The organism is Aureimonas sp. Leaf427, assembly GCF_001425485.1.
Classification (GTDB): Bacteria; Pseudomonadota; Alphaproteobacteria; order Rhizobiales; family Rhizobiaceae; genus Plantimonas.
Genome location: NZ_LMQW01000012.1, coordinates 662,199 through 688,298 on the forward strand (window position 1 = coordinate 662,199; position 26,100 = coordinate 688,298).

General features: G+C 64.5%; 27 protein-coding genes and 1 tRNA gene. 14 read left to right on the top strand and 14 right to left on the bottom strand.

Going from position 1 to position 26,100, the window contains the following annotated elements; genetic code table 11:
* Positions 1-12: 12 nt before the first annotated feature.
* The gene (locus ASG62_RS11315) at positions 13-1,131 is read right to left on the bottom strand and encodes a catalase family protein (protein WP_244487439.1); all 1,119 of its coding nucleotides are present in this window, start codon (positions 1,129-1,131) and stop codon (positions 13-15) included.
* 288 nt (positions 1,132-1,419) lie between these two features.
* Between ASG62_RS11315 and ASG62_RS11320 the strand changes: the two genes are divergently transcribed.
* The 4 genes from ASG62_RS11320 (at position 1,420) to ASG62_RS11335 (ending at position 6,226) form a co-directional block, all read left to right on the top strand.
* The gene (locus tag ASG62_RS11320; protein ID WP_056689264.1) at positions 1,420-2,826 is read left to right on the top strand and encodes an MATE family efflux transporter; all 1,407 of its coding nucleotides are present in this window, start codon (positions 1,420-1,422) and stop codon (positions 2,824-2,826) included.
* 162 nt (positions 2,827-2,988) lie between these two features.
* Positions 2,989-3,963 carry a tripartite tricarboxylate transporter substrate binding protein BugD gene (locus tag ASG62_RS11325; RefSeq protein ID WP_056689267.1) on the top strand — a complete coding sequence of 325 codons (975 nt, stop codon included), beginning with the start codon at positions 2,989-2,991 and terminating at the stop codon, positions 3,961-3,963.
* A gap of 283 nt (positions 3,964-4,246) precedes the next feature.
* Positions 4,247-4,711 (top strand): tripartite tricarboxylate transporter TctB family protein, encoded by a 465-nt coding sequence (locus ASG62_RS11330; protein ID WP_056689270.1) that lies wholly within the window; start codon positions 4,247-4,249, stop codon positions 4,709-4,711.
* A gap of 9 nt (positions 4,712-4,720) precedes the next feature.
* Positions 4,721-6,226 carry a tripartite tricarboxylate transporter permease gene (locus tag ASG62_RS11335; RefSeq protein WP_056689273.1) on the top strand — a complete coding sequence of 502 codons (1,506 nt, stop codon included), beginning with the start codon at positions 4,721-4,723 and terminating at the stop codon, positions 6,224-6,226.
* A 151-nt stretch (positions 6,227-6,377) separates the two neighbouring features.
* Here the strand turns inward: ASG62_RS11335 and ASG62_RS11340 are convergent, their stop codons facing one another.
* The 5 genes from ASG62_RS11340 to ASG62_RS11360 form a co-directional block, all read right to left on the bottom strand.
* Positions 6,378-6,773, bottom strand: coding sequence for a septal ring lytic transglycosylase RlpA family protein (locus ASG62_RS11340; RefSeq protein WP_056689276.1), 396 nt, complete (start codon positions 6,771-6,773; stop codon positions 6,378-6,380).
* Positions 6,774-6,916: 143 nt separating this feature from the next.
* Entirely contained in the window at positions 6,917-7,801 is an 885-nt protein-coding gene (locus ASG62_RS11345) for an SDR family oxidoreductase (protein WP_056689279.1), read from the bottom strand.
* Between the two features lie 18 nt (positions 7,802-7,819).
* Positions 7,820-8,947 (bottom strand): tRNA epoxyqueuosine(34) reductase QueG, encoded by a 1,128-nt coding sequence (gene queG / locus ASG62_RS11350; RefSeq protein ID WP_082536942.1) that lies wholly within the window; start codon positions 8,945-8,947, stop codon positions 7,820-7,822.
* Between the two features lie 8 nt (positions 8,948-8,955).
* Positions 8,956-9,546, bottom strand: coding sequence for a Fic/DOC family protein (locus tag ASG62_RS11355; protein ID WP_056689282.1), 591 nt, complete (start codon positions 9,544-9,546; stop codon positions 8,956-8,958).
* Between the two features lie 259 nt (positions 9,547-9,805).
* A complete protein-coding gene (locus ASG62_RS11360; RefSeq protein ID WP_056689286.1) occupies positions 9,806-10,498 on the bottom strand; it encodes a glutathione S-transferase family protein in 693 nt (230 codons plus the stop codon).
* Positions 10,499-10,814: 316 nt separating this feature from the next.
* Between ASG62_RS11360 and ASG62_RS11365 the strand changes: the two genes are divergently transcribed.
* Entirely contained in the window at positions 10,815-11,606 is a 792-nt protein-coding gene (locus ASG62_RS11365; protein WP_056689289.1) for an undecaprenyl-diphosphate phosphatase, read from the top strand.
* Between the two features lie 128 nt (positions 11,607-11,734).
* On the opposite strand, the gene ASG62_RS11370 is transcribed toward ASG62_RS11365, so the two are convergent.
* Together ASG62_RS11370 and ASG62_RS11375 are read right to left on the bottom strand one after the other, a co-directional pair.
* On the bottom strand, positions 11,735-12,490 hold the full coding sequence (locus ASG62_RS11370) for a sulfite exporter TauE/SafE family protein (protein ID WP_056689292.1): 756 nt from the start codon (positions 12,488-12,490) through the stop codon (positions 11,735-11,737).
* A 135-nt stretch (positions 12,491-12,625) separates the two neighbouring features.
* Complete coding sequence (locus tag ASG62_RS11375) at positions 12,626-13,630, bottom strand: complex I NDUFA9 subunit family protein (protein ID WP_056689294.1); 1,005 nt, start codon at positions 13,628-13,630, stop codon at positions 12,626-12,628.
* Positions 13,631-13,911: 281 nt separating this feature from the next.
* Between ASG62_RS11375 and ASG62_RS11380 the strand changes: the two genes are divergently transcribed.
* The 5 genes from ASG62_RS11380 to ASG62_RS26395 all read left to right on the top strand — a co-directional run bounded on the left by ASG62_RS11380 (position 13,912) and on the right by ASG62_RS26395 (position 19,228).
* A tRNA-Leu gene (locus tag ASG62_RS11380) sits at positions 13,912-13,996 on the top strand.
* A 97-nt stretch (positions 13,997-14,093) separates the two neighbouring features.
* Positions 14,094-15,731 (top strand): DUF6538 domain-containing protein, encoded by a 1,638-nt coding sequence (locus ASG62_RS11385; protein ID WP_082536943.1) that lies wholly within the window; start codon positions 14,094-14,096, stop codon positions 15,729-15,731.
* Between the two features lie 244 nt (positions 15,732-15,975).
* Entirely contained in the window at positions 15,976-17,016 is a 1,041-nt protein-coding gene (locus ASG62_RS26390; protein ID WP_156382061.1) for a hypothetical protein, read from the top strand.
* Positions 17,017-17,244: 228 nt separating this feature from the next.
* Entirely contained in the window at positions 17,245-18,189 is a 945-nt protein-coding gene (locus ASG62_RS11390; protein ID WP_156382062.1) for a hypothetical protein, read from the top strand.
* Positions 18,190-18,679: 490 nt separating this feature from the next.
* Positions 18,680-19,228, top strand: a complete 549-nt coding sequence (locus tag ASG62_RS26395; protein ID WP_200944637.1) for a hypothetical protein — start codon at positions 18,680-18,682, stop codon at positions 19,226-19,228.
* A gap of 83 nt (positions 19,229-19,311) precedes the next feature.
* Here ASG62_RS26395 and ASG62_RS26400 read toward each other — a convergent pair whose 3' ends face one another.
* The gene (locus ASG62_RS26400; RefSeq protein WP_156382064.1) at positions 19,312-19,473 is read right to left on the bottom strand and encodes a hypothetical protein; all 162 of its coding nucleotides are present in this window, start codon (positions 19,471-19,473) and stop codon (positions 19,312-19,314) included.
* 576 nt (positions 19,474-20,049) lie between these two features.
* Here ASG62_RS26400 and ASG62_RS11395 point away from each other — a divergent pair.
* The gene (locus ASG62_RS11395; RefSeq protein ID WP_056689305.1) at positions 20,050-20,862 is read left to right on the top strand and encodes a hypothetical protein; all 813 of its coding nucleotides are present in this window, start codon (positions 20,050-20,052) and stop codon (positions 20,860-20,862) included.
* Between the two features lie 11 nt (positions 20,863-20,873).
* Positions 20,874-21,248 (top strand): DUF3768 domain-containing protein, encoded by a 375-nt coding sequence (locus tag ASG62_RS11400; RefSeq protein WP_082536944.1) that lies wholly within the window; start codon positions 20,874-20,876, stop codon positions 21,246-21,248.
* A gap of 34 nt (positions 21,249-21,282) precedes the next feature.
* On the opposite strand, the gene ASG62_RS11405 is transcribed toward ASG62_RS11400, so the two are convergent.
* Positions 21,283-21,552: a helix-turn-helix domain-containing protein gene (locus ASG62_RS11405; protein ID WP_056689308.1), complete on the bottom strand. Its 270-nt coding sequence runs from the start codon at positions 21,550-21,552 to the stop codon at positions 21,283-21,285.
* A gap of 129 nt (positions 21,553-21,681) precedes the next feature.
* Here ASG62_RS11405 and ASG62_RS11410 point away from each other — a divergent pair, with 129 nt between their 5' ends.
* Both ASG62_RS11410 and ASG62_RS11415 read left to right on the top strand, forming a co-directional pair.
* A complete protein-coding gene (locus tag ASG62_RS11410) occupies positions 21,682-22,530 on the top strand; it encodes a hypothetical protein (RefSeq protein ID WP_156382065.1) in 849 nt (282 codons plus the stop codon).
* Between the two features lie 237 nt (positions 22,531-22,767).
* Positions 22,768-22,998: a DUF6429 family protein gene (locus tag ASG62_RS11415; RefSeq protein WP_056697844.1), complete on the top strand. Its 231-nt coding sequence runs from the start codon at positions 22,768-22,770 to the stop codon at positions 22,996-22,998.
* Positions 22,999-23,004: 6 nt separating this feature from the next.
* On the opposite strand, the gene ASG62_RS11420 is transcribed toward ASG62_RS11415, so the two are convergent.
* From ASG62_RS11420 to tnpA, 4 genes are all read right to left on the bottom strand, one after another.
* Positions 23,005-23,610 (bottom strand): plasmid pRiA4b ORF-3 family protein, encoded by a 606-nt coding sequence (locus ASG62_RS11420; RefSeq protein WP_156382081.1) that lies wholly within the window; start codon positions 23,608-23,610, stop codon positions 23,005-23,007.
* 2 nt (positions 23,611-23,612) lie between these two features.
* Positions 23,613-25,247 carry an IS66 family transposase gene (gene tnpC, locus ASG62_RS11425; protein ID WP_057180387.1) on the bottom strand — a complete coding sequence of 545 codons (1,635 nt, stop codon included), beginning with the start codon at positions 25,245-25,247 and terminating at the stop codon, positions 23,613-23,615.
* A gap of 73 nt (positions 25,248-25,320) precedes the next feature.
* Positions 25,321-25,662, bottom strand: a complete 342-nt coding sequence (tnpB, locus tag ASG62_RS11430) for an IS66 family insertion sequence element accessory protein TnpB (RefSeq protein WP_056698594.1) — start codon at positions 25,660-25,662, stop codon at positions 25,321-25,323.
* Positions 25,659-26,042, bottom strand: a complete 384-nt coding sequence (gene tnpA / locus ASG62_RS11435) for an IS66-like element accessory protein TnpA (protein WP_056698597.1) — start codon at positions 26,040-26,042, stop codon at positions 25,659-25,661. Before tnpA ends, tnpB begins: the two co-directional genes overlap by 4 nt.
* Between the last annotated feature and the right edge of the window lie 58 nt (positions 26,043-26,100).

The following is a 26,100-nucleotide window of genomic DNA, read 5'->3' on the forward strand; positions in this document are numbered from 1 at the left end:
GGATCGGCCCCGTCAGATCGGCATATCCGCTTCCGAGCGGGGATTGTGGATCGGACATCCGTTGCGCGAGGCGCGGAACGAGGCCGACATCTCGTAGGCCGGGCGGCGCGCGCGCATGATCGAGCCGAGCGGCCGGTGGGCGGCGAGCCCGTGCCAGGGCGAGAAGGAGAGGCTCTCGTCGGCGCCCTCGGACCGCGCCCTGTCCCAGACCGGCTGCGGGGGCACGGTGATGCGCGCCAGCGTGCGATAGGGGCTTTCCGCCTCCGGCCAGACGACGTTCGCCGTCTCGATCGGCATGGTCGCGCGATTGGTCAGAAGCTGCGCGCAGAGGTCGAACGTGCCCGTCTGGCTCTCGAAGAAGTCGGCCACGGCCTCGCGTAGCGCGTCGGGGCGCCCGCGCGTCTCGATCTCCTCGCCCTTCAGCGAAGCGAGTTCGGGGCCGACCGGCGAAAGGCGGAACTTGGCGACATAGGGGCCGAAGAGCACCGGCACCTGCGAGTAGAAGCTGGAAGCCAGGACATGCGTGTTGCGGTGGCCGCCCAGCGCCTTCAGGACCGCACTTTCGCCGCCGACCGATTCCAGCAGCGCCTCGACGCCGCGCAGGGCGGCGGAGGCGGCCTTCTTCAGACCCTCCGGCCGGTCCGTCGTGTCGGCATGGAGCTTCAGGCTCTTCAGGAAGGCGCGCGCGTCCGCCGCCACGAAGGCGGGCGCGTCCGCCATGACGAAATCCTGCGTGCACTCGCCCTCGGTGCCGGCCAGACGCTCGCCCTCGACGCCGACGACCTTCAGCCCGAGCCCGCGCGGCACCGAGGCGCCGTCGTCGAGACGATCGCCGGGATTGGTGGAGAAGCGCATGAGCACGGGATAGACCTTCGGCTCGGCGAAGAGGCCCTGGCGCAGCGCCGGATCGAGATCCTCCAGCACCGCCAGCTCGCCGCGGACGATGCCGTGGCTCTTGGCGTGAACCGCGCGGCTGGCGCTTCCCTCGTCGTCGCTCGCCGTCCGCATGATCCGGCGCAAGGTGGCGACGATCTCGGAAAAGGTCTCGACCTCGTCGTCGCGGACGATTTCCATGTCGGGCGTGAAGCGGACGAACGAAGCGACGTCCGCCGCAGGGACGGGAAGGGTCAAAGCTTTGCACGTTCCACTCGTCGGCATCGCCGGGCCCTTCGTTTCCAAGACGCATCCGCTGCGTCGATCGACGGCGTTCGTGCCTTCTCACGATCGAACAAAAGGCCGAGACACTTTAAAGATGCATTGAGCAACTAGCATGCCTTCACTCGGTTCCGCGACGGGGAGAAATATTTTTCGGCGTCGGCGGGACCCTACCGAGAAGGAGCGCTCGACTGGACAAAGTCGGGGCCGAACGCCTAGAGCAGGCTCCGGCGGCGGGGGAGCCGCGTTCTCGCGAGACGAACCATGGCAAGCCAACCGGTCGCGGCCGGCGACGCATCGGGCACGCGCCCGGACGGCACGAGCTTCTCGGGGCATATCGGCCAGACGCTGATGCTCGGCCTGCCGCTGGCCGGCGCGCAGCTGGCGCAGATGTCGATCAACGTCACCGACACCGCGCTGATCGGCCGGCTGGGGCCGGAGCCGCTCGCCGCCGCCGTCCTCGCCGCGCAGACCTTCTTTCTCGTCTGGATGTTCGGTGCCGGCTTCGCGCAGGCGGTGATGCCGGTGGCCGCCGCCGCGGCCGGGCGCGGCGACGTGCCGGGCATCCGCCGCTCCGTGCGCATGGGGCTCTGGGTCGTCCTCCTCTACGGCGCGCTCGTCATGGTGCCGCTCTGGCACACGGAGGCGATCCTTCTCGCCCTCGGGCAGGAGCCGCGCGTCTCCGCGCTGGCCGGCGCCTTCATGCGCATCCTGCAATGGTCGATGTTTCCCGCGCTCCTCCTCGTCACGCTGCGCTCCTATCTCGGCGTGCTCGACCGGGCGAACGTCATTCTGGCCATCACCGTCTTCGGCGCGATCCTCAACGGCGCGCTCGACGTCGTGCTGATCTTCGGCCATCTCGGCGCCCCCGCGCTCGGCATGGCAGGCGCGGCCTATGCCTCGGTGACCGCCAATATCGCGATGGCGCTGATCGTGTTTCTCTATACGTGGAAGGCGCCGGGCCTTGCCGCGCACGAGCTCTACGTGCGCTTCTGGCGGCCGGACTGGCAGGCCTTCGCGGAGGTGCTGCGGCTGGGCTGGCCGATCTCGACGACGATCGTGGCCGAGGTCGGGCTCTTCGCCGCCGCCTCGATCCTGATGGGCTGGCTCGGCACGATCCAGCTCGCCGCGCACGGCATCGCGCTCCAGCTTGCCTCGATCGCCTTCATGATCCCGCTCGGCCTCGCCAGCGCCGGCACGATCCGCGTCGGACAGGCCTATGGCGCCGAGGACTGGACGGGCGTCGGGCGCGCGGGCACGGCCGCGCTCGTGCTGGCCGTCGGCATCGCCTTCGTCGGCGCGCTGTTCTTCTGGATCATCCCGGAGGCGCTGATCTCGCTCTATCTCGACCGGAACGACCCGAACGCGGCGGCGGTGCTGGCCTTCGGCGCGCCGCTCCTCTTCGTCGCCGCGGCCTTCCAGTTCGTGGACGGCCTGCAGGTCGTCGCCTCCGGCCTCCTGCGCGGGCTGAAGGACACGCGCATTCCCATGCTGATCGCCCTCTTCAGCTACTGGGTCATCGGCATGCCGGTCGCCTATCTCCTCGCCTTCAAGCTCGGCTTCGGCGGCCCCGGCGTCTGGATCGGGCTGGCAAGCGGCCTTCTCTGCGCCGCCGTCCTGATGACGGCGCGCTTCCAGGCGCGCGCGCGCCTCGGCCTCACCCCGCGCTGAGGCGCTTGGGCTCTGCGCCTTTAGGATGAGACCCCCGCCCGGCCGGGCTCCGCCGGTTGACCGGCGATGGCCCCGTCCGTAACACTTGGCGCCAACACGCAACGTGCACGAGCCCGCGAAGACGGGCCGGGCCAATTGCGGGAGATTTGGGGAGGATCGGCCATGAAGACCGCAGCGTTGTTGTGCGCAGCAGCATTCTCGTTTTTCACAAGCATCGCAGGGGCGCAGGAAACCTATCCGAGCCAGCCGATCACCATCGTCGTTCCTTTCTCGGCCGGCGGGCCGACGGACACGGTGACGCGGCTGATCGCCGAGCCCATGGGCCGCGAGCTCGGCCAGCAGATCGTGATCTCGAACGTCGCCGGCGCCGGCGGCACGCTCGCCTCTGGTCAGGTCGCCAAGGCCAAGCCCGACGGCTACACGCTCCTGATGCACCATATCGGCATGTCGACCGCGCCGACGCTCTACCGCAATCTCGACTTCGATCCGCAGGTGGACTTCGCCACGCTCGGCCTCGTCACCAACGTTCCGATGACGCTGATCGCGCGCAAGGATTTCGAGCCCTCGACGCTGCAGGAGCTCGTGACCTTCGTGAAGGCCAACAAGGACAGCGTCGTCTATGCCAATGCCGGCATCGGCGCGGCCTCGCATCTGTGCGGCATGCTCTTCATGAACGCCATCGACACGGCGCTGACCACCGTTCCCTACAAGGGCACGGGCCCGGCCATGACCGACATCCTCTCCGGCGACGTCGATCTCATGTGCGACCAGTCGACCAACACGACCGGCCAGATCAAGGGCGGCGAGGTGAAGGTCTACGCGGTGACGACGCCCGAGCGGCTCGGCAACCTGCCGGACGTGCCGACCACGACCGAGGCCGGCCTGCCCGGCTTCCAGGTCGGCGTCTGGCACGGCCTCTACGCGCCGAAGGGCACCGATCCCGCCATCGTCGCCAAGGTCTCTAAGGCCCTGCAGACCGCGCTGAAGGACCCGAAGGTCATCGAGCGCTTCGCCGAACTCGGCACGACCCCGGTCGCCGAGGACCAGGCGACGCCGGAGGCCCACAAGGCCTATCTCGCCGAGCAGATCGCGCTGTGGAAGCCGATCATCGAGAAGGCCGGCGTCTTCGCGGACTGAGGACGGACATTATCGACGACGGGAGCGGGTGAACGTTTCGACGTCGTCCGGGAAGCCTTCGCGCTCGACGACACCCCCCTCTGTCCTGCCGGACATCTCCCCCGCAAGGAGGGAGATCGGCGGCTCGACGGGCGGAGATCGGCCTGATCTCCCCCCTTGAGGGGGAGATGCCGCCCCTCGACAAAGGCTCGGGAGGCAGAGGGGGGCGCTTCGCGCCATGCCTTTGCAATCGCGTGCCCCCCCCTCCGCACGCCCCACCACCCAACCGGAAAGGCCCGCGCCCGTGGAGCTTCGCAAATCCCGCAAGGACATCCTGTCCGGGCTCGTCTTCATCGGCATCGGCGCCGCCTTCGCGGTGGGAGCGCTCGGCTATCCGATGGGCACGGCGACGCGGATGGGCGCGGGCTACTTTCCCTTCGCCCTGTCGCTGATCCTCGTCGCCTTCGGCGTCGCGATCCTCGTCAAAGGGTTTCGAAACCATGGGGCCGCCGAGACGCTCGGCACGGTGCCCTGGCGCGGCGGGGCGCTCATTCTCGGCGCGATCGTCTTCTTCGGCTTCTGCCTCACCGGGCTCGGCTTCGTGCCGACCCTGTTCGTCACGGTCTTCGCCAGCGCGCTCGCCAGCCGCTCGATGACGGCGCTCGGCGCGCTCGCGCTGGCGCTCGGCATGGTGGTCCTCTGCTACGTCATCTTCATCAAGGGCCTCGGCGTCACCGTGCCGCTCTTCGGCCCCTGGCTTCCGGTCTGAGAACCCCACATGGATCTTCTCGCCAATCTCGCCCTCGGCTTCCAGACCGCGCTCGATCCGGTCAACCTCCTCTGGTGCTTCGTCGGCGTGCTGCTCGGCACGCTGGTCGGCGTCCTGCCCGGCATCGGGCCGACCGCGACGATCGCCATGCTCCTGCCGATCACCTTCTCCTTCGCGCCCGTCACCGCGCTGATCATGCTGGCCGGCATCTATTACGGCGCGCAGTACGGCGGCTCCACCACCGCGATCCTGATCAACCTGCCCGGCGAATCCTCTTCCGCCGTGACAGCGCTCGACGGCTATCAGATGGCCCGCAAGGGCCGGGCGGGTCCGGCGCTCGCCACCGCCGCGCTCGGCTCCTTCTTCGCCGGCACGGTCGCGACCTTCATCCTGGTGCTGGCCGCCCCGCCGCTCGCCGCCGTCGCCTTGTCCTTCTCGGCGCCCGAGTATTTCTCGCTCATCATCCTCGGCCTCCTCGCCTCGATCGCGCTCGCGCAAGGCTCGGTGCTGAAAGCGCTGGCGATGATCGTGCTCGGCCTTCTCCTCGGCACGGTCGGGCAGGACGGGTTCGACGGCACGCCGCGCTACTCGATGGGCTTTCCCGAGCTTTACGGCGGAATCAACTTCGTCTCCGCGGCGATCGGCATTTTCGGCGTGGCCGAGATCCTGCGCAATCTGGAGAACGAGACGACGCGCGACGTCATGGTGAAGTCGGTCAAGAACCTCTGGCTCACCAAGGACGACTTCAAGCGCATCGTCGGCCCGGTCCTTCGGGGCACCGCGCTCGGCTCGATCCTCGGCATCCTGCCGGGCGGCGGGCATGTCCTCGCCTCCTTCGCCTCCTACTCGCTGGAAAAGCGCGTCTCCAAGCATCCGGAAGAGTTCGGCAACGGCGCGATCGAGGGCGTGGCGGGGCCGGAAAGCGCCAACAACGCGGCCGCCCAGACCTCCTTCATCCCGCTCCTCACGCTCGGCATTCCCGCCCATCCCGTGATGGCGCTGATGATCGGCGCCTTCATCACGCAGGGCATCACGCCGGGGCCGAACGTCATCACCGACGAGCCCGCGCTGTTCTGGGGCATCATCGTCTCCATGTGGGTCGGAAACCTGCTCCTGGTGCTGCTCAACCTGCCGCTGATCGGGCTCTGGGTGAAGCTTCTCACCATTCCCTACAAGGTGCTCTTCCCCGCCATCATCGCCTTCGCCTGCATCGGCTGCTACTCGCTGAACGCCAATGCCTTCGACATCTACGCGATCGTCTTCTTCGGCGTGCTCGGCTACGTCCTGATGAAGCTCGGCTGCGAGCCGGCGCCGCTGCTGCTCGGCTTCGTGCTCGGCCCGCTTCTCGAAGACCATTTCCGCCGCGCCATGATCCGCTATCGCGGCGATCCCATGATCTTCCTGGAGCGCCCGATCTCGGCCGCGCTCCTGGCGCTGGCGCTCGCCGCCGTCATCATCGCCGTCCTGCCCCAGGTCCGCCGCAAGCGGCAGGAGGTCTTCGTCGAGGACGAGTGATGCCAGCGGCCCTGGCAAGGGACCGCTGGTATCCCGCGCCGACCGGACCGGCGGGCTTCATCTGTCGTCCCGAAGATCCGATCCGCACCGGACATGAAAAAGGGCGGCACGGGGCCACCCTTTCGATCTGCCGGCGCAGGAGCGCGAGGGTTCAGGCGCAGCCCTTGTAGGCCTTGCCGTCCAGCGGCTCGACCTCGACCTGCGTGTGACCGGAATCGATGAAGCCGAGGCGGCCGGCGGCGCCCTTGGAGAGATCGATCACCCGGCCCTTGATGAAGGGGCCCCGATCGTTGATCCGCACGACGACCGAGCGGCCGTTCCGCAGGTTCGTGACCTTCACCTTGGTGCCCAGCTTCAGCGTCTTGTGCGCGGCGGTCATGGCGCTGGGGTTCATCATCTCGCCGGACGCGGTGCGCGAGCGAAGGGAGTACCAGGAGGCACCTCCGCAGAGGGCAGCGGCTTCGGCCGGCTTGGCGATGATCGGAAGGGGAGCGGCGGAGAAGCTCGCAGCCACGAGAAGCGCGGCAAGGGTCGTCGGCAGTTTCAACTCATCGGTCCAAGGCCATTGGTTCCCACACCGGCCGAGCGAAACCTCGTGACCGATGCGTTTACGAGGCGCTCAGTGCCGGCCGGATGGGGCGAAAAAAAGATGGTTCCAAGGCATTGCTAAATTATTTTGCTGAAACTTGGTCATTTATGGGAAGCCCATTCTGATTTGAGGGCCTCCAAAGCCTCCCGATAGGTAGGATATTCGAACATATAACCCAAGCGCTTAAGCCGCGCGTTGGAGACCCGCTTGTTCTCCCCGTAGAAGCTTCGCGCCATCGGCGACAAGTCGGCCGTCTCGAAGTCGATTTCGGGCGGCAGGGGCGCCCCGACGAGGCGCGCGGCGTGCGCCACGACGTCCTGCGGCGGGGCAGGCTCGTCGTCGGTGACGTTGAAGACGCCGCCGATCTTGCGGCCCGCCAGGAGCGCGAGGCTTCCCGCGATATCGGCGACATGGATGCGGTTGAAGACCTGGTCCTTCTTCACCAGCCGGCGCGCCTTGCCCTCGCGAAGATTGACCATCGCGTTGCGGCCGGGCCCGTAGATGCCGGAGAGGCGCAGGATCGCGAGCGGCACGCCGTGCTCCTCGGCGACGAGCGTCCAGAGCCGCTCGGCCTCCACGCGCTCCTTCGAGCGCACGGAGACGGGGGCAAGCTCGGTCTCCTCGTCTACCCAGGCGCCGCCATGGTCGCCATAGACGCCGACGGTCGAGAGATAGCCGATCCAGGCAAGCTTCGGGCAGCCGCGCGCGATCACGTCGCGATACTGCCGCAGCACGGGATCGCCGGCCGCCCCCGGCGCGATCGAGACGAGGAGATGCGTGGTGCGGGCGAGCGCGGCGTCGATCCCCGCCCCCGGCGCCTTGCCGTCGAACGTATAGGGCCTCAGACCCCGCGCCGCGAAGCTCGAGGCCTTGGCGGCCGAGCGCGTGGTGACGCCCGTGACCTCGGCAGGGTCGAGGCGCTCCACGAAGGCGGAGGCCGAGTAGCCGCAGCCGAAGACGAAAAGGCCGAAGCCATCACCGGACATCGCTCGTTCCCTCAAGTGTCAGGCAAGGAGCGCATCCCACTCGGCCCTCGCCACCGCATCCGCCTCCTTATGGCGGGCGGCGTCGCGCATCGCCAGGGCCTCGGCGGGCGCGAGGCGCGACAGCGCCCAGACGGCCATGGCCCGCACCAGCCCTGCCTCGTCCTCCAGCCGCCGGCGCACCGCCGGCAGAAGCGCGGGGTCCGCCGAATTTCCCGCCGCGATCAGGCAGTTGGACACGAACTTGTCGCGCCCCGCGCGCTTCACCGGCGAGCCGGAGAAGAAGGCGCGGAAGGCCGCATCGTCGAGCTCCAGAAGGTCCGCCAGGGGCGGCGCCTTCAGCTCCTCGCGGGCGACGAGCTTGGCCTCGCGCGCCGCGCTCGCGAACTTGTTCCAGGGGCAGGCCGCGAGACAGTCGTCGCAGCCGTAGATGCGGTTGCCCATGGCGGCGCGAAACTCGGCCGGCACGGGCCGCGCCGTCTCGATCGTGAGGTAGGAGATGCAGCGCCGGGCATCCAGCTGATAGGGCCGGGGAAAGGCGTCGGTCGGGCAGGCCTCCTGGCAGGCGGTGCAGGAGCCGCAGAGGTCGCGGCCGGGCGCGTCGGGCACGAGATCGAGCGTCGTGAAGATAGAGCCGAGAAAGAGCCAGGAGCCGAAGTCGCGCGAGACGAGATTGGTGTGCTTGCCCTGCCAGCCGAGCCCGGCCGCCTCCCCCAGCGGCTTCTCCATCACCGGCGCGGTGTCGACGAAGACCTTCATCTCGCCGCCGCCGGCCTTGGCGATCAGCCGCTGCCCCAGTTCCTTCAGCCGCCCTTTGATCACGTCGTGATAGTCGCGGTTGCGGGCATAGACCGAAATCGCCCCGCGCTCGGGCCTCCCCTGCAGCGCGCGGGGGTCCTCCTCCGGGCCGTAGTTCATGCCGAGGACGATGATGGATCGCACCTCCGGCCAGAGCGAGCGCGCCGAGCGCCGGCGCTCCAGCGTCTCCGGCATCCAGCCCATCGTCCCGTGCCGCCCCTCCGCCACGAACGCCTCCAGCCGGCCGCCCGCGACGCCTCCCTCGCCGGCGGCCGCGATGCCGAGGCTGTCGAAGCCGAGCCGGCGGGCGTCGGCGTCGAGAAAGGCGCGCAGGGCGGTGGGGGCGGTCACGTGCAAATTCAGAACCCAGCGTCTGCGGGTGCGACGGTTAGCGCTTCCAGGATACAACGGCCCATGGGTGCATAGTTCGCGTGATGCGCGGCAACCGAAGCTGCGATCCAAGCGTCCGGCTCAAGATGGTTGGGATCGAACCAATAGCCGGCCTGCTCGGCAAGCTGACGAAAGTAGGCGAGCTGCGTTCGACCGTTTCCATCGCGAAAAGGGTGAACGTAGTTCACGTCACCCATGATGGAGCCCGCTTCCGTGGCGAAAGCGACAATATCCAGCCCCTTTAGGAAGTCACGCTCGACAAGACGTCGATGGATATCGTCCATTCCGGCCTCGATGAAGCGCCGGAATTGGAAATGGCTGTTGCCTTTCGATATCTCGACCGTTCGGATATCTCCTGCCCAGTCGTAGACATCCTGAAAAATATGGCGATGGATGAGGCAAAGATGGCGAAGGTCGAAAGCCCCCTTCGGCACTCCGTCCATCATTCGAAAGAGCGTGTACTCGCGCTCGATCTCACTAAGAAGAGCGGCATCGCGGATGTCGAGACGATTGCGCAGGACTAAGAAATCCGGCGGGTATGTATAGACGTCGTCACTCATTCCGCTGCGAGAACGATGGTCCTTTGCAAAGCTCGTTTACGAATGTGATCAAGACGCCGCTCACTGGACCAGCCTTCACGCTCAAACATTTCGAACATGGCGAGTTGTTCCGAATCGAGCGGATTCCCTTCGATACGCTGGAGGTGGTTGGCCTCAGCAAGGGTGAAACCTGGCCCGAGGCGCGGGACGTCGTTCGATCGCATTCCGGCACGTTACCACATCGTCGCCGCGCACCCAAACACCCTCCGCCCGACGAACCTCAGAAGTCCAGTTCCGCATAATGCGGCGCCGGCGGGATGCCGCGCACGCGCTCGGAGAGGAAGGGCCGGAAGGAGGGGCGCGACTTGATGCGCATGTACCATTCCTTGGCGACCGGCTCCTCCTCCCAGGAGACCTCGCCGAGATAGTCAAGGATCGAGATGGCGGCCGCGGCCGCGAGATCGGCATAGGAGAGGCGCGAGCCGGACAGCCAGTTCCGGCTTTCCGCGAGCCAGCCGACATAGCGCATGTGGTGCTTCAGATTGGCCCGGGCGGCGCGGATGGCGGAGGCGTCGGGCGAGCCGCCGCCCTCCTCGGGCCGCATCTCCAGCTTGAACACGCGCTCGCGCACGAGATAGCGCGTCGCCTCGTTCTCCAGCTTGCCGAGGAACCACTCGGTCAGCCGCCGCGTCTCGGCCCGGTCGACCGCCTTTTCCGCGAGCAGTCGCTTGTCGCGCTGGAAGGCGCCGCGCGTCTCGTCGAGATATTCCGCGATCACGGTGCCGCCGACGATGGGAAGGCTGGAATCCTCGAGCAGAACCGGCAGGGTTCCGGCCGGGTTCAGCGCCAGGAAATCGGGCCGCCTCTCCCAGGGACGCTCCTCCACGAGCTCGGCACGCTCGCCATACTCGCCGAGCGTGAGACGCACGAAGCGCGAGGCCGCGGACATGGGATGGTGATGAAGCCTCAGCATGACGTGGCAGAACTACCCCTCGAAGACGTCCCCGCGCGATCGAAGGCCGATCGGCGGCGACAGGCCGGCTCGCCGGACAACCCGGCGCACGCGATCCGACCGAACGCAAGCTCTCACCAAATGGTCAAGGAAAGGAAAATTGCGAGGCTGCGGCAACAATCGCCCGGAAACCGACACGGGGGCGGACATTATTGCATTGCGAAATGCTCATCTTCCCGACAGGACTGAGCAATGCCCGCTTGCTATGCGGGACGAGGGGACGCCCCCTCCGACGCCCGGTCCAACCGACGTGCCCTCAGTCCAGCGAGCCCGCCGCATGTATCTCGACGCCATCATCCTCGGCTTTGTGGAAGGCCTGACCGAATTCATCCCGGTCTCTTCCACCGGCCACATCCTGCTCCTCGGCGAGCTGATCGGCTTCCACTCAACGGCCGGCACGTTCGAGGTGCTGATCCAGCTGGGCGCCGTGCTCGCCGTGCTCTCGGTCTATGCCGCCAAGATCTACGAGCTGATCGTGACGCTGCCCAAGAGCCCGGCCAGCCGCCGCTTCGTCGCCGGCGTCCTCGTCGCCTTCCTGCCGGCCGCCGTGATCGGCGCCATCGCGCACGACTTCATCAAGACGGTGCTCTTCGAATCGCCGATGACGATCTGCGTGGCGCTTCTCGTCGGCGGCATCGCGCTTCTCTTCATCGACCGCATGCCGATAGAGCGCAAATATACGAGCCTTGCCGACTACACGCTGCCGCTCTGCTTCAAGATCGGCCTCTTCCAGTGCCTCGCGATGATCCCCGGCACGTCGCGCTCGGGCGCCACGATCGCCGGCGCGCTGCTGCTGGGCACCGACAAGCGCTCGGCCGCGGAGTTCTCCTTCTTCCTCGCCATGCCCACCATGGCCGGCGCCTTCGCCTACGATCTCTACAAGAACCGCGACGTGCTCTCGACCGACGACATCTCGCTGATCGCCATCGGCTTCGTCGTCTCCTTCGTCACCGCCCTCTTCGTGGTGCGCTATCTCCTCGACTTCGTGTCGAAGCACGGCTTCGCGCCCTTCGCCTGGTGGCGGATCGCGGTCGGCTCGATCGGCATCGTGACGCTTCTCCTGCGCTGACCGCCGCCGGCCGCCGGCACCGGACGACAGGACTGAAGAAGGCACCGCGCGCCGGAGGGCTCGCGGTGCCTTTTCGTTTTCGCGGACGAAGGCGCGGGGTCGAACGCTCCCCTGCGGAGCCGCCGGCTTCAGTGGCCGAAGAGGCCGCGCCGCAGGAAATCGAGCGCGAGCACGGTGAGGACGCCCTTGAGGATGCGCCGGAACCAGGTCTCGTCCAGCCGCTTCAAGACCCGCGTGCCGAGCATGGTGCCGAGAAATCCGGTCGCGACCATCGCGATCGTCAAAGGCAGGTAGGGGCCGAAGGCGACGCCGAGCGAGAAGAAGGCGGCGCCCTTCAGCGCGTGCTGGATCGAGGTCGTCGCGGCCATGGTGCCGACCATGGTCTCGCGGTCGTCGAAGGTCTGGGCGAAGACGCCGGCGTTCACCGGCCCGGTCGCGCCGAAGAACATGGAGAGGATCGTCATGAAGATCCCGAAGCCCGCAAAGCCGAGCCGGCCCATGCGCCCGGCTTTCGGCAGGGGGACGTAGGTCAGGACGAGGATGAAGAGGCCGAGCGCGATCTGCAGCATGGCCTCGGGCAGCGCAACCACGAACTGCGCCCCGATCGCCGCGCCGAGGATCGAGCCCGCCAGAAACGGCCAGACCGCCCACCAGGCGACCTTGCGCCATTGCATCGCGACGCGCCCGACATTGGAGCCGAGCTGCACCAGACCATGGATGGGGATGAGGAGCGCGATGGGCAGATAGAGCCCGAGCACCGCCAGCATGACGAGGCCGCCGCCGAGGCCGAAGGCGGCCGTCGTCGCGGAGGTGAGAAGGCTCACCACGAGAAGCAGGCCGGAAGCGCCGGGCCCGATCCCCGGAGCGGTCAGAAGCTCCAGCACGGGCCCGCCATCTCACGATCCGCAAGGGCCGGGACGTCGGCCCCGCCGGAACCGAAGTCCACGTCAGGCGCCGCGATACGCCGCGCCTGACGGCGGACGACGGATCCGGCAGCCATTCGCGGCGCCTTTCCCGCCTCAGATCGCCTCTTCCTCCTCGCGGCGCATGCCGCCGGCCTGCGGCTCCGGCTTGGTGAACTGCCCCTGCGGGCGAAAGCGCACGAGATAGGTCGGCAGGATCGCCTCGAGCCCCTGGGGAGCGATGCCGAAGGCGGCGAGCGTGCGCCCCTCCGCCTTGGCCGAGTCGGAGACGATGTTGTCGTGGCGCAGCTGCTCGACCTGATCGGGCGTCAGCGGCGCGCCCGGCAGATGCTTGGCCACGCCCGCCAGCCGCTCGGCGAGGCCGAAGGGAATGTCGAGGAGGTGGCGCCGGCGCTGGATCACGCCGAGCATGATCTCCATCATCTCGCGGAAGGTGAGCACCTCCGGCCCGCCGATCTCGTAGATCCGGCCGCTGGGAACCGTGCCGTCGACGGTCGCGGCGACGGCCTCGGCCAGATCGTTGACGAAGACCGGCTGGAAGCGCGACGTGCCGCCGCCGATCAGCGGCAGGACCGGGCTCATCCGCGCCATGTCGGCGAAGCGGTTGAAGAACTGGTCCTCGGCGCCGAAGACGATGGAGGGGCGCAGGATCGTCGCCTCCGGCAGAACCTCCCGCACGGCGCGCTCGCCCTCCGCCTTGGTGCGGGCATAGGCGGACTTGGAGCCGGTGTCGGCGCCGATGGCGGAGATCTGCGTCAGGCCCGCGCCCGCGCCGCGCGCCGCTTCGGCGACTGCGCGGGGGCCGAAGGCCTGGAGCGCGTTGAAGCTCTGGCGGCCGGATTCCGACAGGATGCCGACGAGGTTGACGACGTGGTCGGCACCCTCCACCGCGCGGTCGACGGACCAGCGGTGGCGCAGATTGGCCTGGATCGGCATGACCTGGCCCATATTGCCGGCGGTCTGCAGATGATAGGCGAGATCGGGCCGGCGCGAGGCGACGCGGATGCGATGGCCGCGCCGGGCGAGCGCGCGCACCACGTAGCGCCCGATGAAGCCCGAGCCGCCGAAGACCGTGACCGTCTTCTCCGTGTCGATCGCCATGCGCCTCATCCTCTTCCTGGGTTCGTTCGCCGCCCCCGGCCGCACGTCTGCAAGGCCGCCGCCGCCGAGTGCCCGAAGCAGCACCACCGCTTTTTCTGCTCCATACCCGTTCGCAGCTGCAAGGTGAAGGGTACAGCCCCCCTTGCGTCGACACGCCTCCGGCCGCCCGATCCGCCCACCTCCCGCCGCCGCCGCCCGGTCTCTTTCATTCCCTCCCCCACATTTCCCGCGTTGACAGCGCCGCTCCCGAACACTAGAGGTCACGCCACATGCCTCGGCATGCCCAGGTGGCGGAATTGGTAGACGCGCACGGTTCAGGTCCGTGTACCGCAAGGTGTGAAGGTTCGAGTCCTTTCCTGGGCACCATTCTCTCGGAATGTCGTGAGAAGCCAAAGAGATAAGCGAGATCATAGCGTTAGGGCGGCCCGAGTGATACAATCGGGTAATACAAATGGCCCTTCGTATGCCGCAGCCCTGGTCACATCCTAAAACAAACATGTTTTGGTTTCGGCGGGCCGTTCCCGCCGATCTTCGCGCGGCTGTTGGTAAGCGCGAGGAGTTGGTTTCGCTCGGCACTAAGGACCCGAAGCTCGCGCGCGTGAAGTACGCGCAGGTGCTGGCTGAGGTCGAGGCGCGATGGGCAAACCTACGTGCTGGGCAACGTTCTCTGACAGAACGAGAAGCTCATGAAATCGCCCGCACCGCTCACGACTCTTGGATCAGGTGGCATCAGGACGAGCCTAGCGAGCAGTTTGCATGGGTACCGCGCCTTTATCGGTATTTGTGGCTCCAGGACTCTCCGGTGAACAAGTGGGCCGAAGGCACGGTGCCAGCCGACAACCTGCTTGTGCAAGCCATGCGCCGGTTCTGCTTCATACAAGCGGACAATAGCCTCGCGCACCATGGCATGGCTGTTGACGATTTTAGCCGCCTCAAGCTCGCCAAAGCCATGGCAGCGGCGTTCCAGCGCGCAAGTCTGACCATCACGGATCTCGCGATCGGGCGCCTTAGCGTCGAGGAAGTTCAAGCGCTTTCAGCCTGCGAACAGGCCAAGGGTAGTAGCACCACTTCCCTTTCACACAATCTAAAGCTTCCGCCGAAATCGAACGTTGCACCGAAAGGTAAAAGCCCAGCAGTCACCGTGACTGGTCTCTTTGATGCCTGGTGGCGGGAGGCGCAGGCGGGAGGGCGCAAGCCAAGCACTCACGAAAGCTATTCTAATACGGTGAAAAGCCTCATCGCGTTCCTCAAGCACGATGACGCAGAATGGATCACGGCCGAGGACATTGTTGCCTACAAGGACCATCGCCTCGCTACGCCATCACCGCGTACCGGCAAAATCCCTAGCGCTAAAACGGTCAAAGACAGCGACCTATCGGCTCTCAAAACGCTGTTTAGCTGGGCGGTCATGAACCGAAAGCTTCCCGCTAATCCGGCGGCTGGATTGACGATCAAGGTTGGCCGCAGGGCTCAGCTCCGGCCAAAGGGATTCGTCGAGTCGGAGGCACGAGCAATCTTGTCTACGGCCCTCACCTACGAAGCGGGGCCGCGCGAGCACCCTCGTACTGTAGCTGCCAAGCGCTGGATCCCGTGGCTGTGCGCGTTTAGCGGCGCGAGAGTTGGCGAGATTGCGCAGTTGCGACGACAGGACATCCGGCGCGAGGCAGAATGGTGGGTGATCCAGGTGACGCCCGAGGCGGGCACGGTGAAAACGAACCAAGCGCGGGACATTGTGCTTCATCCACAGCTGGTCGAGCTTGGCTTCCCAAGGTTCGTCGAAGAGAGTGCCCCGGGTCACCTCTTTCTTGTTCCTGCACCGGGCGGCGACGTCCTTGGACCGCTATCAGGCCTCCTAAATCGGATGCGGGAGTTTGTGCGGCCCGTTGTGCCCGACCCTCGTGTTCAACCAAATCACGGCTGGCGACATCTGTTCACCACGCTGTGCATCGATGCGGAGATTGAAGGACGCGTTTACAATGCGATCCAGGGTCATGCGGCACGGAACGTTGCCGAGCAGTATGGCGACGTCACTCTGAAAGCCAAAGCCGCCGCTATCAGCAAGTTGCCATGGTTTGATATCAAGCCCCCATCCTCAGCATGATCGACGAAATGCTGCTGCAAAGCTCCACCGGACGACTTTCTCAGGTTCGCCGCTGAAACGGGTTTTCACATGAGACCGTAGGGATGGTGCCGGCGCACACAAGGCAGCAGCGGCGAACCAGCGCGCTGGCCTTCTCTTTCAGCGGCCCGAACTGATAAAGACGCGACGGTAAACATGTTGAGTTAAACTGAGCAGCGAGGTAGCGACGGCGAGTTGACCAGAATTACTGCATAGGAGGATAGGCTTGAGCATGAGAGCCGAGGGAAGCAAGTTAGACTTCGTGGCTCGGCATCGGCTGAGGCGTGTGAACCCAACGATTCTTGAATATCTCCTAAGGCTGGCTGATCCCATCACCCGGGCAGAGCAAAGTGCGTTTGCGAAGTCGATAGTAATAAATTCGCTCGATAGCTTTCTATCTTGCGGAGAAGACGTTGAAGCTACGGGATGGTATGCACTTGTAATCAATTCGATTTCTAAGATAGTTTATGAGAATAACATTGATTATATTTTGATGTCTGCCGCAGACCTAGAGCCATTAGTCCCACAAGCGGTCACAATGGAAATCGAGAATAGCATTGAAGACGCCGCTATAGAATTGCAATCCCTGCGCGCTATGAGCCGAGTAGATTTAAACCAGGCTTATGCTGACTTATGCGACGAACTTCTTCGTAAGACTGACACCCCACGCGAGGCTGATTGGGTGACGTGGCTTGCAAAACCTAGCTGGACTCTCGAAGAAACCGCGGCTCTCTTACTTGGGAAGGAGCCGTTTGTTCTGAATTTGACGGCGAAGAAACTGCCGAACTGGGCACGCTCAGCGTTCAGCGCAAAGCTGGATCTTCTCGAGCGTCACGTCGGAGCTGGGCAACTAAAGAGTCCGGTTACCTTAGCTGAGATCCAGCGATGGACAGCGAAGCACGATCTCGCCGCTCCAAGCGAATTATGCGGAAAGCCAATGCCGGGAAACCCGAGTAGGTCAAGCGACGAGGGTGAACCTCGCCCCAACACACTAGCCGTCTTGCGCCACGCACTTCTCTACTTTGCAGTCACCCACCATGGATATGATCCCGTGGCTGCTTTAAAGACTGGTGAAGCCGACATCGCCGTGAAGTCTCGCGTTCCGAAGCAAATCAGCGATGCACTCAAAAATGCTGGACTACAATCGAGTGACCGAACCATTCGAGATCACTTAAAAGCTGCGGTAGAGATGGTTGTAGCGACCGGAGGCGAAGGCGCTCTCAAAAAGCTTGCCCGACATCGGAAGCTTCCGAGCAGCGAGCTTTAGCTTCCGACCATTTGGGCCGATGTCGTCGGGGTTCGCAGCCCCCGACGGAGGTTCATCTTGGACCCGTATACCACTTTCTCAGACTCGCACTGTTCGGCTCTCAGCCGCCCTCGCTTCCACTGTTTGCTATCGATTGCGCTCCGCTTTGGTTTGTTTAGCGGGGTGACAGGTGCACGAGCGCGCGCACGTCTGTATCGCGCACCGCTGGGTACGGCACTGAGGAAGTCCATGCGCTCCTCATCCAGCGCTCGCGGGCCGCCGCTTGGCCGAAAGACGCGGCAACCGCGCGACGCGCAGATGACTGATGCACGAGGACCCTCGACACTACAAAATCCTGGAAACCTGGAAAAGAGAACCGCCATGTCTTGGAACGACAATGACGTTGACGAACGTGACTTGATTGACGAGCTTTCCAAGCTTGTGAACAATCCCCTTGAGAGCCTCCAGAGGTTGAAAAAAGACTTTTCGAAGTTTGAAAAGAACGTCAACGATCAGAAATATCAGTTTTTGGCAATGATCGTCGCCCTGTATTACGAGATCACCAAGTCCGCCGTACTCAAGAATGATTTTTTGACACTTATGAAATTGGAAAAGTATGCTGAGACGATTGATGACAAAAAGCTGCTTCGCAACGTATTTCGCTATGTCCTCGGAGCGCCGAAGCATGGTCCTTTGTATGAGCGAGCTCGCATCTATGCGCGTGCTTTGCAGGACGCCGTTTCGAGGCGCATCGCTCCCAAGGACATTCCTGACCTGATCCGAGAAGCGAACGGAGTCGAGGAGCTCTACGCTCGCCAGAAGGCGAAGTTGGAAGGAACTTCCTCGTCGCATCGTCGCGGTGTCAACTTCCCTGTCGTAGACGATCACGGCATTGGCGGACAAGGCGACAAAGAAGACGGCAGTGATGAGGATGAGGAGGACAACGGCGTCCATCTGGTGAAACCTGATAACGGCCCGAGCCACGAAAATCCGCGTGTTAAGGAGGGTAGTCGCTCGAAATCAACGAACATTCCTTTCAACTCCCAAAGGGATCTCAAGGTAAGTTGCCAGACGGAGGCAGACCTCAGCGAAGTACTTGGGGCGAAGGTGAGACGCAGCAAGCTCCTTGTAGAATTCAATTACCCTGAGGGCGGACCGATCGAGATTACCTTGTTGGATTGGGAGCCTGCGTAACCAGGCATCAGGTTCGTTACTGTCAGGCCAGGGCGTTCGCCCTGGCCTTTTTTAAGCTACTGCGTTCGAACTGATGACATCCGTCACGCTTGCAAATTAAGTGGAGACAAAGCGCTAAGTAGAGTTGACACGCGATAAGGAGTACCTCGTCGAGCTGCGTAAAGGGTGTTGAGCACGATACCAATTCGAGCTCGACAACGGTCGCCCCGGCTCTCACGTGGACTCTCCCCGGATGAGCAGGACGGCCTTCATAAGACGGCAAATGCAAACCCAAGAGTCGGGTCTGTATATGGCACCCCGCGCCGCTAGGAGCCATCGAAGCCCGAACAACCCAACATCAAGCCAGCCCCAACACTCGCCTTATTCAGCGATTGCTTCGTCTAAAACAATAATTCAATACATGATAGTTATCAGCTTATGCTTCTTGACCTCATAGAGGAGAAGAAAGATACCTCTCAATACTAAATTGAAGATGATGATGTCAGACAGGTTGCGCTACAGACCCCAGGATATTGTCGGCGGTTATGCAGAGTACGTTCGTCAACACGTCGAAGAAGGCTGGGAGCCAACGTTCATCAGCCTCATGTTCAATCCCCTTGGCGGCTCGGCGTCGGTTGTCGCTGATCAGATGCGGTACGAGGCAGAGCGCCTCTATGGATGGATGCTGACACGTCGTTGTCGCCGACCTAGGACAACACCCAACTACCGGAAGCCCATCTTCCTCGGTTGTCCTGACTGGCCGGTACCGAAGTACAATCGTGACAGTTTGCACGAAACTTCGGTCAACGGCGGACGGCACCTGCATGGCATAGACCTTACGCCGCCTTGGACGCGCCTTGTCTGCACGCTCTCCGACTTTATCGCGGAAAACCAAGATAAAATGGCGGGCCCTGGCCGCCGGCTTGCTCGCGTGTATGCGGAAACGATCACGCAGACGCCCGAGAATGCTGTCGAATACGCCCTCAAGTCGCTGCCGCGCTGCCGGGCGACCTCGGATGACCTGATCATCCTGCCTCGTTCGCAGAAAGAAGTTTGGTAGGCTCTTGACGGAGCCAAGCGAGCATGGCGTAAGCGGCCCCTTTTGACCGAAGTGCGATGAACGAGACTTGGTCACCGCCCCCCTCAGATCTGTGGGACGCCGCGATGGCGGTCGTTCGCCCAACTCTTGTTCTCGGTGACCATCACTTCATCGACCGGCTGCGCAAAGACTTCGCAGGGCGCCGCGTCACTCGGGCCGTAACTCAGCACGACACGTCGGGGACGCTCGTGCACAACTTCCTTCATCGCTCGGGCATCCTCCGGCGCTGAGGCGGACCACGCCTACGGTCCCGGCTGCTATGGCCCGAAGGAATGCGCGGCGATCATTGAAGGTCTTGCCGGACGCATCGATGCGCGGGCGTTCAACTCGACCTTCCCCGCCGTCTTCCCTGGGTTCGTCCAGCAGTCGATCTGGTAGTTCTGCGCCATGGACGAGCGCAACATCTGCAATGGCAACCTCATCGACGATCGTGGGCCATGTCAGCATCGATTTTGCCCCGCGGGTGAAGCCTGCGAGCGGGTTGTGCTTCACGAGGCGGTGGTGGGATAAGTTCTGAGATCAAAGGACTTGGATGGAGAGCTAAAACTGCCGTCTTTGACAGTATGACTGTCATCCTATAGGCTGGGGTTGCTCGACAATGACAAATTCAGCCGGCTTGAGTTGCCGAGCCTGACGACAAGGACTGCCTCGATGCTTGATCGAACCCTTTGCCGAATGCCGCACGTGCTGCGTCGCCGCCCGCGATCGGCGCCGGTCGGCTCACCCCTTCATCATCTCACCAAGGGCCCTTCGGGGTCCTTTTTCGTTTCTGGAGATTTCCCATGAGCATCACCCTTGCCCACACCACCATCGCATCGGCGGCATCACCGCAGCGCCGCCCCGCTTTCCCGGCCGATCGCGCCATGCCACCAGTCCTCACCGGGCTGTCGAAAGCGCTTCCGACGTCGGCTTCGCTGATCGTGCTCGGTCGCGACGATGCCGGAAAGACGCACGCATCGTGGTTCGATGCTGACGAGGCTGAGCTTGCCACGAAGGCAGCCGGCCTGATGGGCATGCAGGCGCTGGAGATCGCCGATGACGCGCTGCGCGGTGCCGCCGCTGGACTACCGCATGGCCGAGTGTTTGCGAGCGGAAAGGCCTTCGTACCGTTCGTGAAAGCGGCGACGTTCGAGGCGCTCGCCCTGCATCTGCCCCCGGCGGCACGAGCGCAGCTCGACCGGCCGCGCGTGAAGAGCGCGCCTGTCGATGCAAAGGTCGCTGTTGGCGACGCTTCGCAGCCGTCCGGTCAAGCTGCAAAGAATGACGCGAAGAGTGTCCTGGATCGAAGCGCAGCCGGCAAGATGGCGACGAAAGCCAACGTGAAGGCGGCATCGGCAGACGGAGAAGGCGCTCAAGAACAAAACACGAACAATCGGGTTGAGCTGCATCTACCGACCGACTGGTCGGAGATCGCCGCCGGCAGCCTTGTGCTTGCTTCGGAGGGCGAAGGGCATGGTTGGTACGAGGCGATCGTCATTGAGGTGCATGAGGAGGATCTTGTTACGGTCGGCTGGCGTGACTGGCCCGACCTGCCAACCCTCGTGCGCCGGCGTCGGCACCTCGGCCTGCTCCACCCCGACCACGCAGCCGAGTGAAGGGCGGTTCGATGAAGCGCCTGACGCCGCTTGCCGGCCACGGTCATAGCCTGCGAACCGAAGCGGGCCTCAGCCCCACGGCCGCCCTCAACGACGCGATCCGCCGCACCTTCACCGGCGGGCAAATCATGCTGACGGACGGCGTCGCCAGCCTTGACCCTGCCGATCGACTGGCCATCCTCGACGCGGTTCGCGCCTTCGATGCTTTCACGAGCGGCTGCGACCCGTATGGCGATCATGACTTTGGTGCAGTCGAGCACAACGGCGTCCGTTACTTTTGGAAGATCGACGCCTACGATCGCAACTTCGCCTATGCCTCGCCCGATCCGGCAGATCCCGCCGTCACGGCCCGGGTGCTCACCATCATGCGCGCGGACGAGTACTGAGGGTGGCGCGCAACCACTCGCCAACGCGGCCAGCTCAGCTCTTTGAGCTGGCCTTTCGGCCAGAGCGCAGCGGCGATGGCTTCGGCTCGTGTTCGTCGGGCTCCAGCAGCAAGCGAGCGACTGGAACCTCTAGAACACGAGCCAGCACTTCGATCGTCGCGATGGTGACGTTCTCGCTGCCGCGCTCGACACGCCCAACATACGACCGGTCGATGTTCGAGGCGAGAGCAAGCCGTTCCTGCGACAGGCCACGCTCGACGCGAAGCTGCCTGAGATTCCAACCGATGATCGTGCGCGCATCCATGTCGGGCGCAACAGAGCCGATCGGCGGCTTGACAATCGACGGACTGATGGTCCCTGAATTAGCACAAGCTGCGGCGGCGGTCGGTTCGCCAAATGCAACCGATCGACCTCAGAATCCTGGACGGTACCGATGAGAACGCTTTCTGGACGGGCAGCGCTGGCAGCGGGTCTCATCGTTGCAGGTGTTGGCCAAGCCTATGCCGACAACCCCTCGGGAGGCTTTCAGGAACAGCGGTTCGGACCATGGCGGGTCGGTGTCACCATGTCCGGCTCGAACCAAGCCTGCGTGATGCTGCAAAGGGGAACCGGAAACAGCAAGCTGGCTGTGCTTCGCCAGCCGCGCAAAACGGCCGAGATGGCCCTGATTGGACCACCCGGCTCCTTCACGGAGAATGCGGCGGTGGAGGCCCTCGTCCTGATCGACGGGGTGAAGCTTTGGTCCCCGCGGGTTCAATATGTCAGCCCGCAGATGATCACCTTCTTTGGCTTTCTCGACAGGAGCACCGGCGATGGTCGGGGCTTGCTCGAAGCCAGCCAGACGATGACCGTGACGTTCGGCGCGTTCACCGCCGAGCTTGATCTTCGACAGAGCGCCGAGGCTCTGCAAGCGCTGACGGACTGCGCCGACGGTTTGGAAGCCGATGAATCCGCCAAGGCACGGGCTCGGGCCAACACACCGCCGTCCGAAAGCGAAGTGACCGAAACTCGACAGGACCTCGGCACCGCCATGCGTGGCATCACCGGCGGCCAGCCGCTGGTCGCGCAGTTCCAGTGTGCCATCACCACCCGAGACCTCACCGGTTTGCCCGACTTTGGTGGTCACGATCCGGCGAACGCTGTCACGATCGGCGTCAGCGAGGACGGCAGCGGCTTCATCAACGGCACCACCATGGCCTCGGCACAGGTCGAGCGTGGTGATGGCGGTGAGTTGATCGGTACGCATCCGATGAAGACCGCGGCGTTTGCGTGGTTTGCATGATAAGTTTGCGAGCATGGATATCGATGAGGAGAAGATCGACGCCGCTGTTCTGGCGNAACTCGCGTTATCGCGAGAACTGACGGAGCGCGACAGGTCCTGAAGGCTCCGGCCTTCGATGGCGCCGGTCGCCTGTTCCAGGCCGTTCGCGACCTCGCGCACGAGACCGGGGCCGTTAGCTGCGTACGCATCCGATGAAGACCGCGGCGTTTGCGTGGTTTGCATGATAAGTTTGCGAGCATGGATATCGATGAGGAGAAGATCGACGCCGCTGTTCTGGCGCTCTTATGGCTGACGCTTCACGATGAGCGCCGTGCCTGGAAGAGCTTTGACTGGGACGCGATGGATCGCCTGCACCGGAAGGGAATGATCTGCGATCCGGCGAGCAAGGCCAAGTCGGTCGTGCTGACCGACGAGGGGCTGCGCCAGGCGGAGGTGCTGTTTCGAACCCTGTTCGCGCGGACCGGGTGATCGGGCCTATTGGGATGCTCGGCTGGACTTGGTGCGCGGCTTGCGGGTCCAGCTTTTGCCGAGCCTGAGCAGTTGCGCACCGATGGCATCGATGTCGATGTCGCCGGGATCGAAGCTGTCACCCCACCATTCGATCATCTCTTCGTGCCGCTCGTTCTTGGGATCGGCGAGCGCTTCGAGGAATTCCTGGTAGCCCCAGGGTCCACCGACATCTTCGGGCGGGCAGCGGCCCGACGCCGCGAGCAGGCGGGGATAGATGACATCGGCATGAGCAGGCTCGATCCTCTCGATCCGGATCGAGTGCTCCCAGCCGTCGCCGAAGTCATAAAGATACCGGAACGACTTGGCGCCGGTATCCTCGATCACGGCGAGAAGCGTTGTCTTGCGGGCGTCGATCGGGCCGTCACCAAAGCCCCATTCCGGATTGGGAATACCAAAGCCGATATCGCGGACGCGGAACTCCCAGAGGTGACTGTCGGTCCAACCGACGGCTTCCTGAAGGACGGCATGGAGGCGGTCGAGCCGCAGGTCGAGAGGAACCTCGATCCGCCTGACGACGGCGGGCTCGACATCGTCGAGAACGATCTTGAGACGGGCGATCGAAGTTTGCACCATTATGCGGCTGCCCGTTGGTCCCGCGCGAACGGCTTCGCCCAATTCCACGGAAGCAACTCTTCGAGCCGGCTCTGCGGCGTGTCGGCGATGCGGCTGAGAACGTTGGCGAGCCAGGCCTGCGGATCGATGTCGTTGAGCTTGGCGGTGGCGATCATCGTCAGCATGAAGGCGCAACGATCGGCGCCACGCTGCGAGCCGGCGAAGGTCCATGAGCGTCGGCCGAGTGCGATGCCGCGCAGGGCCCGCTCTGCGGCGTTGTTCGACAGGCAGATGCGCCCGTCGGTGGTGAAGCGGGCGAAGGCGTCCCACTTGGTCAGCATGTAGTCCATCGCCTTGGCGACGTCGGCGTGGCGCGACAGGCGCGCTCGTTCTGTGCGCAYCCAGTTCTCAAAGTCGACGAGGAGCGGAAGGGAGTGCTGACAGCGGTGTGCCAAGCGTTCGTCGGCGGGTAAGCCGTTGATCTCTTGCTCGATGGCGAAGAGGGCATCCATGCGCTTCACCGCCTCCAGCGCCATGGGCGAGATCGACGCGGCGCTCTTTCCGCGCCGGGCATTCTTGGCGATGTCGGCGAGTTCGAAGAACTTGCGACGGGCGTGTACCCAGCATAACGCCTGGGTCAGCGGTCCCGGACTTCGGGTCGCCGTATAGAGGCGACCATAGCCGGAATAGGCGTCGGCCTGCAGGATGCCGGTCCAGTCCTTCAAGTGCTCCTCGGGCTGCTCGGCGGTGCGGTCCGGTGAGGCATGGTACAGGGCCGCCGGCGGGGCCAAGCCGCCGAACGGCCGATCATCGCGCACATAGGTCCAGATCCGGCCCGTGACGGTCCGGCCCTTGGCCAGGATCGGCACCGTCGTGTCATCGCCATGCAGACGCTCGGCGGCGAGGACGTGGGCGGCGATGAGGTCATGCAACGGCCGAAGGGCATGGGCGCAGGCGCCGACCTGGTCGGCGAGCGTCGAGAGCGACAAGTCGATCCCCTCGCGGGCGTAGCGCTCCGACTGCCGGTTCAGCGGCTGGTGTTGGCCGAACTTGTCGAACAGGATCATCGCCAGGAGGTTGGGGCCGAGGAACCCTCGCGGGGTCGGATGGAACGGCGCCGGCGCTTGGCTGATCCGCTCGCAGTCCCGGCAGGTGAACTTCTCGCGCACCGTCTGAACGACCTTCCAGCTGCGCGGGATGACCTCCAGCGTCTCGGTTGTGTCCTCGCCCAGCTTGCGCAGGCGGTCCGAGCCGCAGCACGCGCAGGCCGAGGGACCGGGCACAACAACCCGCTCGCGCGGCAGGTGCTCGGGGAACGGCTTGCGGCCACCGCGGCGCCGACGCTCGAAGGAAGCGACCGTCGTCGTCTTCGCCGCAGCTGCTTCGGCAGCGAGTTCATCCTCGCTCAAGCCTGCCTCGGCGTCCTCGAGCTGCATCTCCAACTGGTCGAGAAGACGAGCCGTGCGCTCGGATCGCGTGCCGTAGAGCTCGCGCTTCAGTTTCTCGATCTGAAGCGTCAGATGCGCCACCAGCGCTTCAATGCCGGAGGCCTTCGCCTTGGCATGCGCCGCATCCGCTTCGGCCAGATTGGCGCGCCGTTCTGCTTGCGCCAGGGCGGTCTTCAGAGCGACAATGTCGTCCGGCAGATCGGGCATGAAGAAGGATCGGGCTCCGTTGGCGACAACCCGAGTCTGCCACGCAGGGCTTACGATGCAAGGGATTTTTGCGCTATCCCACCGCCTCCGGACGCCAGGTTCTCTGCGGGTTGCGCCAGTCGATCCCGTCGAGCAGGCAGGCCAGATCCGTGTGCGTCAGAGCCACCACGCCGTCCTTGGCCGAAGGCCAGACGAAGCGTCCGCGCTCCAGTCTCTTGGCGTAAAGCGACAGCCCGACCCCGTCATGCCAGAGGATCTTCACCAACGATCCGCTGCGTCCGCGAAAGACGAAGAGATCGCCGCCGTTCGGATCGCGCTTCAGCCCCTCTTGGACCAGGAGTGACAAGCCCTGCATGCCCCGCCTCATGTCGGTGTGGCCCGTCGCGATCCAAACCCGCGCCCGCGACGGGATCATCGCAGCGCCTTCAGGACCGCAGCCGCCAGCGCCGGCGGCGCCGAGGCCGAAATCCGCATCCGAGCGCCGCCCGGCAGGTCCACCACGATCGTCGTATCGTCGGCGGCCGCAAAGGGTTCAGGCATCGCCCTCGGGGCCATCAGAACCGGGACAAAGGCCGGCTCCGGCTTTGCAACAGGGTGCTCGGCACGAAAGCTGCGCAGCCACATCCCCAACTGCGAGCGCGAGATCCCGTGACGCCGAGCCGTCGCCGACACCAGGCGCGGTGCCGACTGGCTCTCCATCACGATCCGGAGCTTCTCGTCTTCGCTCCAACGGCGACGACGACCCGTCTCCACGATCTCCAACCGCTCGAAGGCACTGTGCTTATGGACGTCCATACGCGCAGTCTCTTACCGCGCCGGTTAGTCCGAAAGGCGGTTTAGACCGTAGGCGTAC

Bases quoted from the DNA above. Each gene is read 5' to 3' on its own strand.
- ASG62_RS11365 (WP_056689289.1), top strand. From the start codon at position 10,815: ATGTATCTCGACGCCATCATCCTCGGCTTTGTGGAAGGCCTGACCGAA.
- ASG62_RS11345 (WP_056689279.1), bottom strand. From the start codon at position 7,801: ATGTCCGGTGATGGCTTCGGCCTTTTCGTCTTCGGCTGCGGCTACTCG.
- ASG62_RS11390 (WP_156382062.1), top strand. From the start codon at position 17,245: ATGCGCTCCTCATCCAGCGCTCGCGGGCCGCCGCTTGGCCGAAAGACG.
- ASG62_RS11360 (WP_056689286.1), bottom strand. From the start codon at position 10,498: ATGCTGAGGCTTCATCACCATCCCATGTCCGCGGCCTCGCGCTTCGTG.
- ASG62_RS11415 (WP_056697844.1), top strand. From the start codon at position 22,768: ATGGATATCGATGAGGAGAAGATCGACGCCGCTGTTCTGGCGCTCTTA.
- ASG62_RS11375 (WP_056689294.1), bottom strand. From the start codon at position 13,630: ATGGCGATCGACACGGAGAAGACGGTCACGGTCTTCGGCGGCTCGGGC.
- ASG62_RS11385 (WP_082536943.1), top strand. From the start codon at position 14,094: ATGCCGCAGCCCTGGTCACATCCTAAAACAAACATGTTTTGGTTTCGG.
- ASG62_RS11335 (WP_056689273.1), top strand. From the start codon at position 4,721: ATGGATCTTCTCGCCAATCTCGCCCTCGGCTTCCAGACCGCGCTCGAT.
- ASG62_RS11405 (WP_056689308.1), bottom strand. From the start codon at position 21,552: ATGGATGCGCGCACGATCATCGGTTGGAATCTCAGGCAGCTTCGCGTC.
- ASG62_RS11395 (WP_056689305.1), top strand. From the start codon at position 20,050: ATGAGCATCACCCTTGCCCACACCACCATCGCATCGGCGGCATCACCG.
- tnpA (WP_056698597.1), bottom strand. From the start codon at position 26,042: ATGGACGTCCATAAGCACAGTGCCTTCGAGCGGTTGGAGATCGTGGAG.
- ASG62_RS11320 (WP_056689264.1), top strand. From the start codon at position 1,420: ATGGCAAGCCAACCGGTCGCGGCCGGCGACGCATCGGGCACGCGCCCG.
- ASG62_RS11325 (WP_056689267.1), top strand. From the start codon at position 2,989: ATGAAGACCGCAGCGTTGTTGTGCGCAGCAGCATTCTCGTTTTTCACA.
- tnpB (WP_056698594.1), bottom strand. From the start codon at position 25,662: ATGATCCCGTCGCGGGCGCGGGTTTGGATCGCGACGGGCCACACCGAC.
- ASG62_RS26400 (WP_156382064.1), bottom strand. From the start codon at position 19,473: ATGAAGGAAGTTGTGCACGAGCGTCCCCGACGTGTCGTGCTGAGTTAC.
- ASG62_RS11410 (WP_156382065.1), top strand. From the start codon at position 21,682: ATGAGAACGCTTTCTGGACGGGCAGCGCTGGCAGCGGGTCTCATCGTT.
- ASG62_RS11355 (WP_056689282.1), bottom strand. From the start codon at position 9,546: ATGAGTGACGACGTCTATACATACCCGCCGGATTTCTTAGTCCTGCGC.
- ASG62_RS11400 (WP_082536944.1), top strand. From the start codon at position 20,874: ATGAAGCGCCTGACGCCGCTTGCCGGCCACGGTCATAGCCTGCGAACC.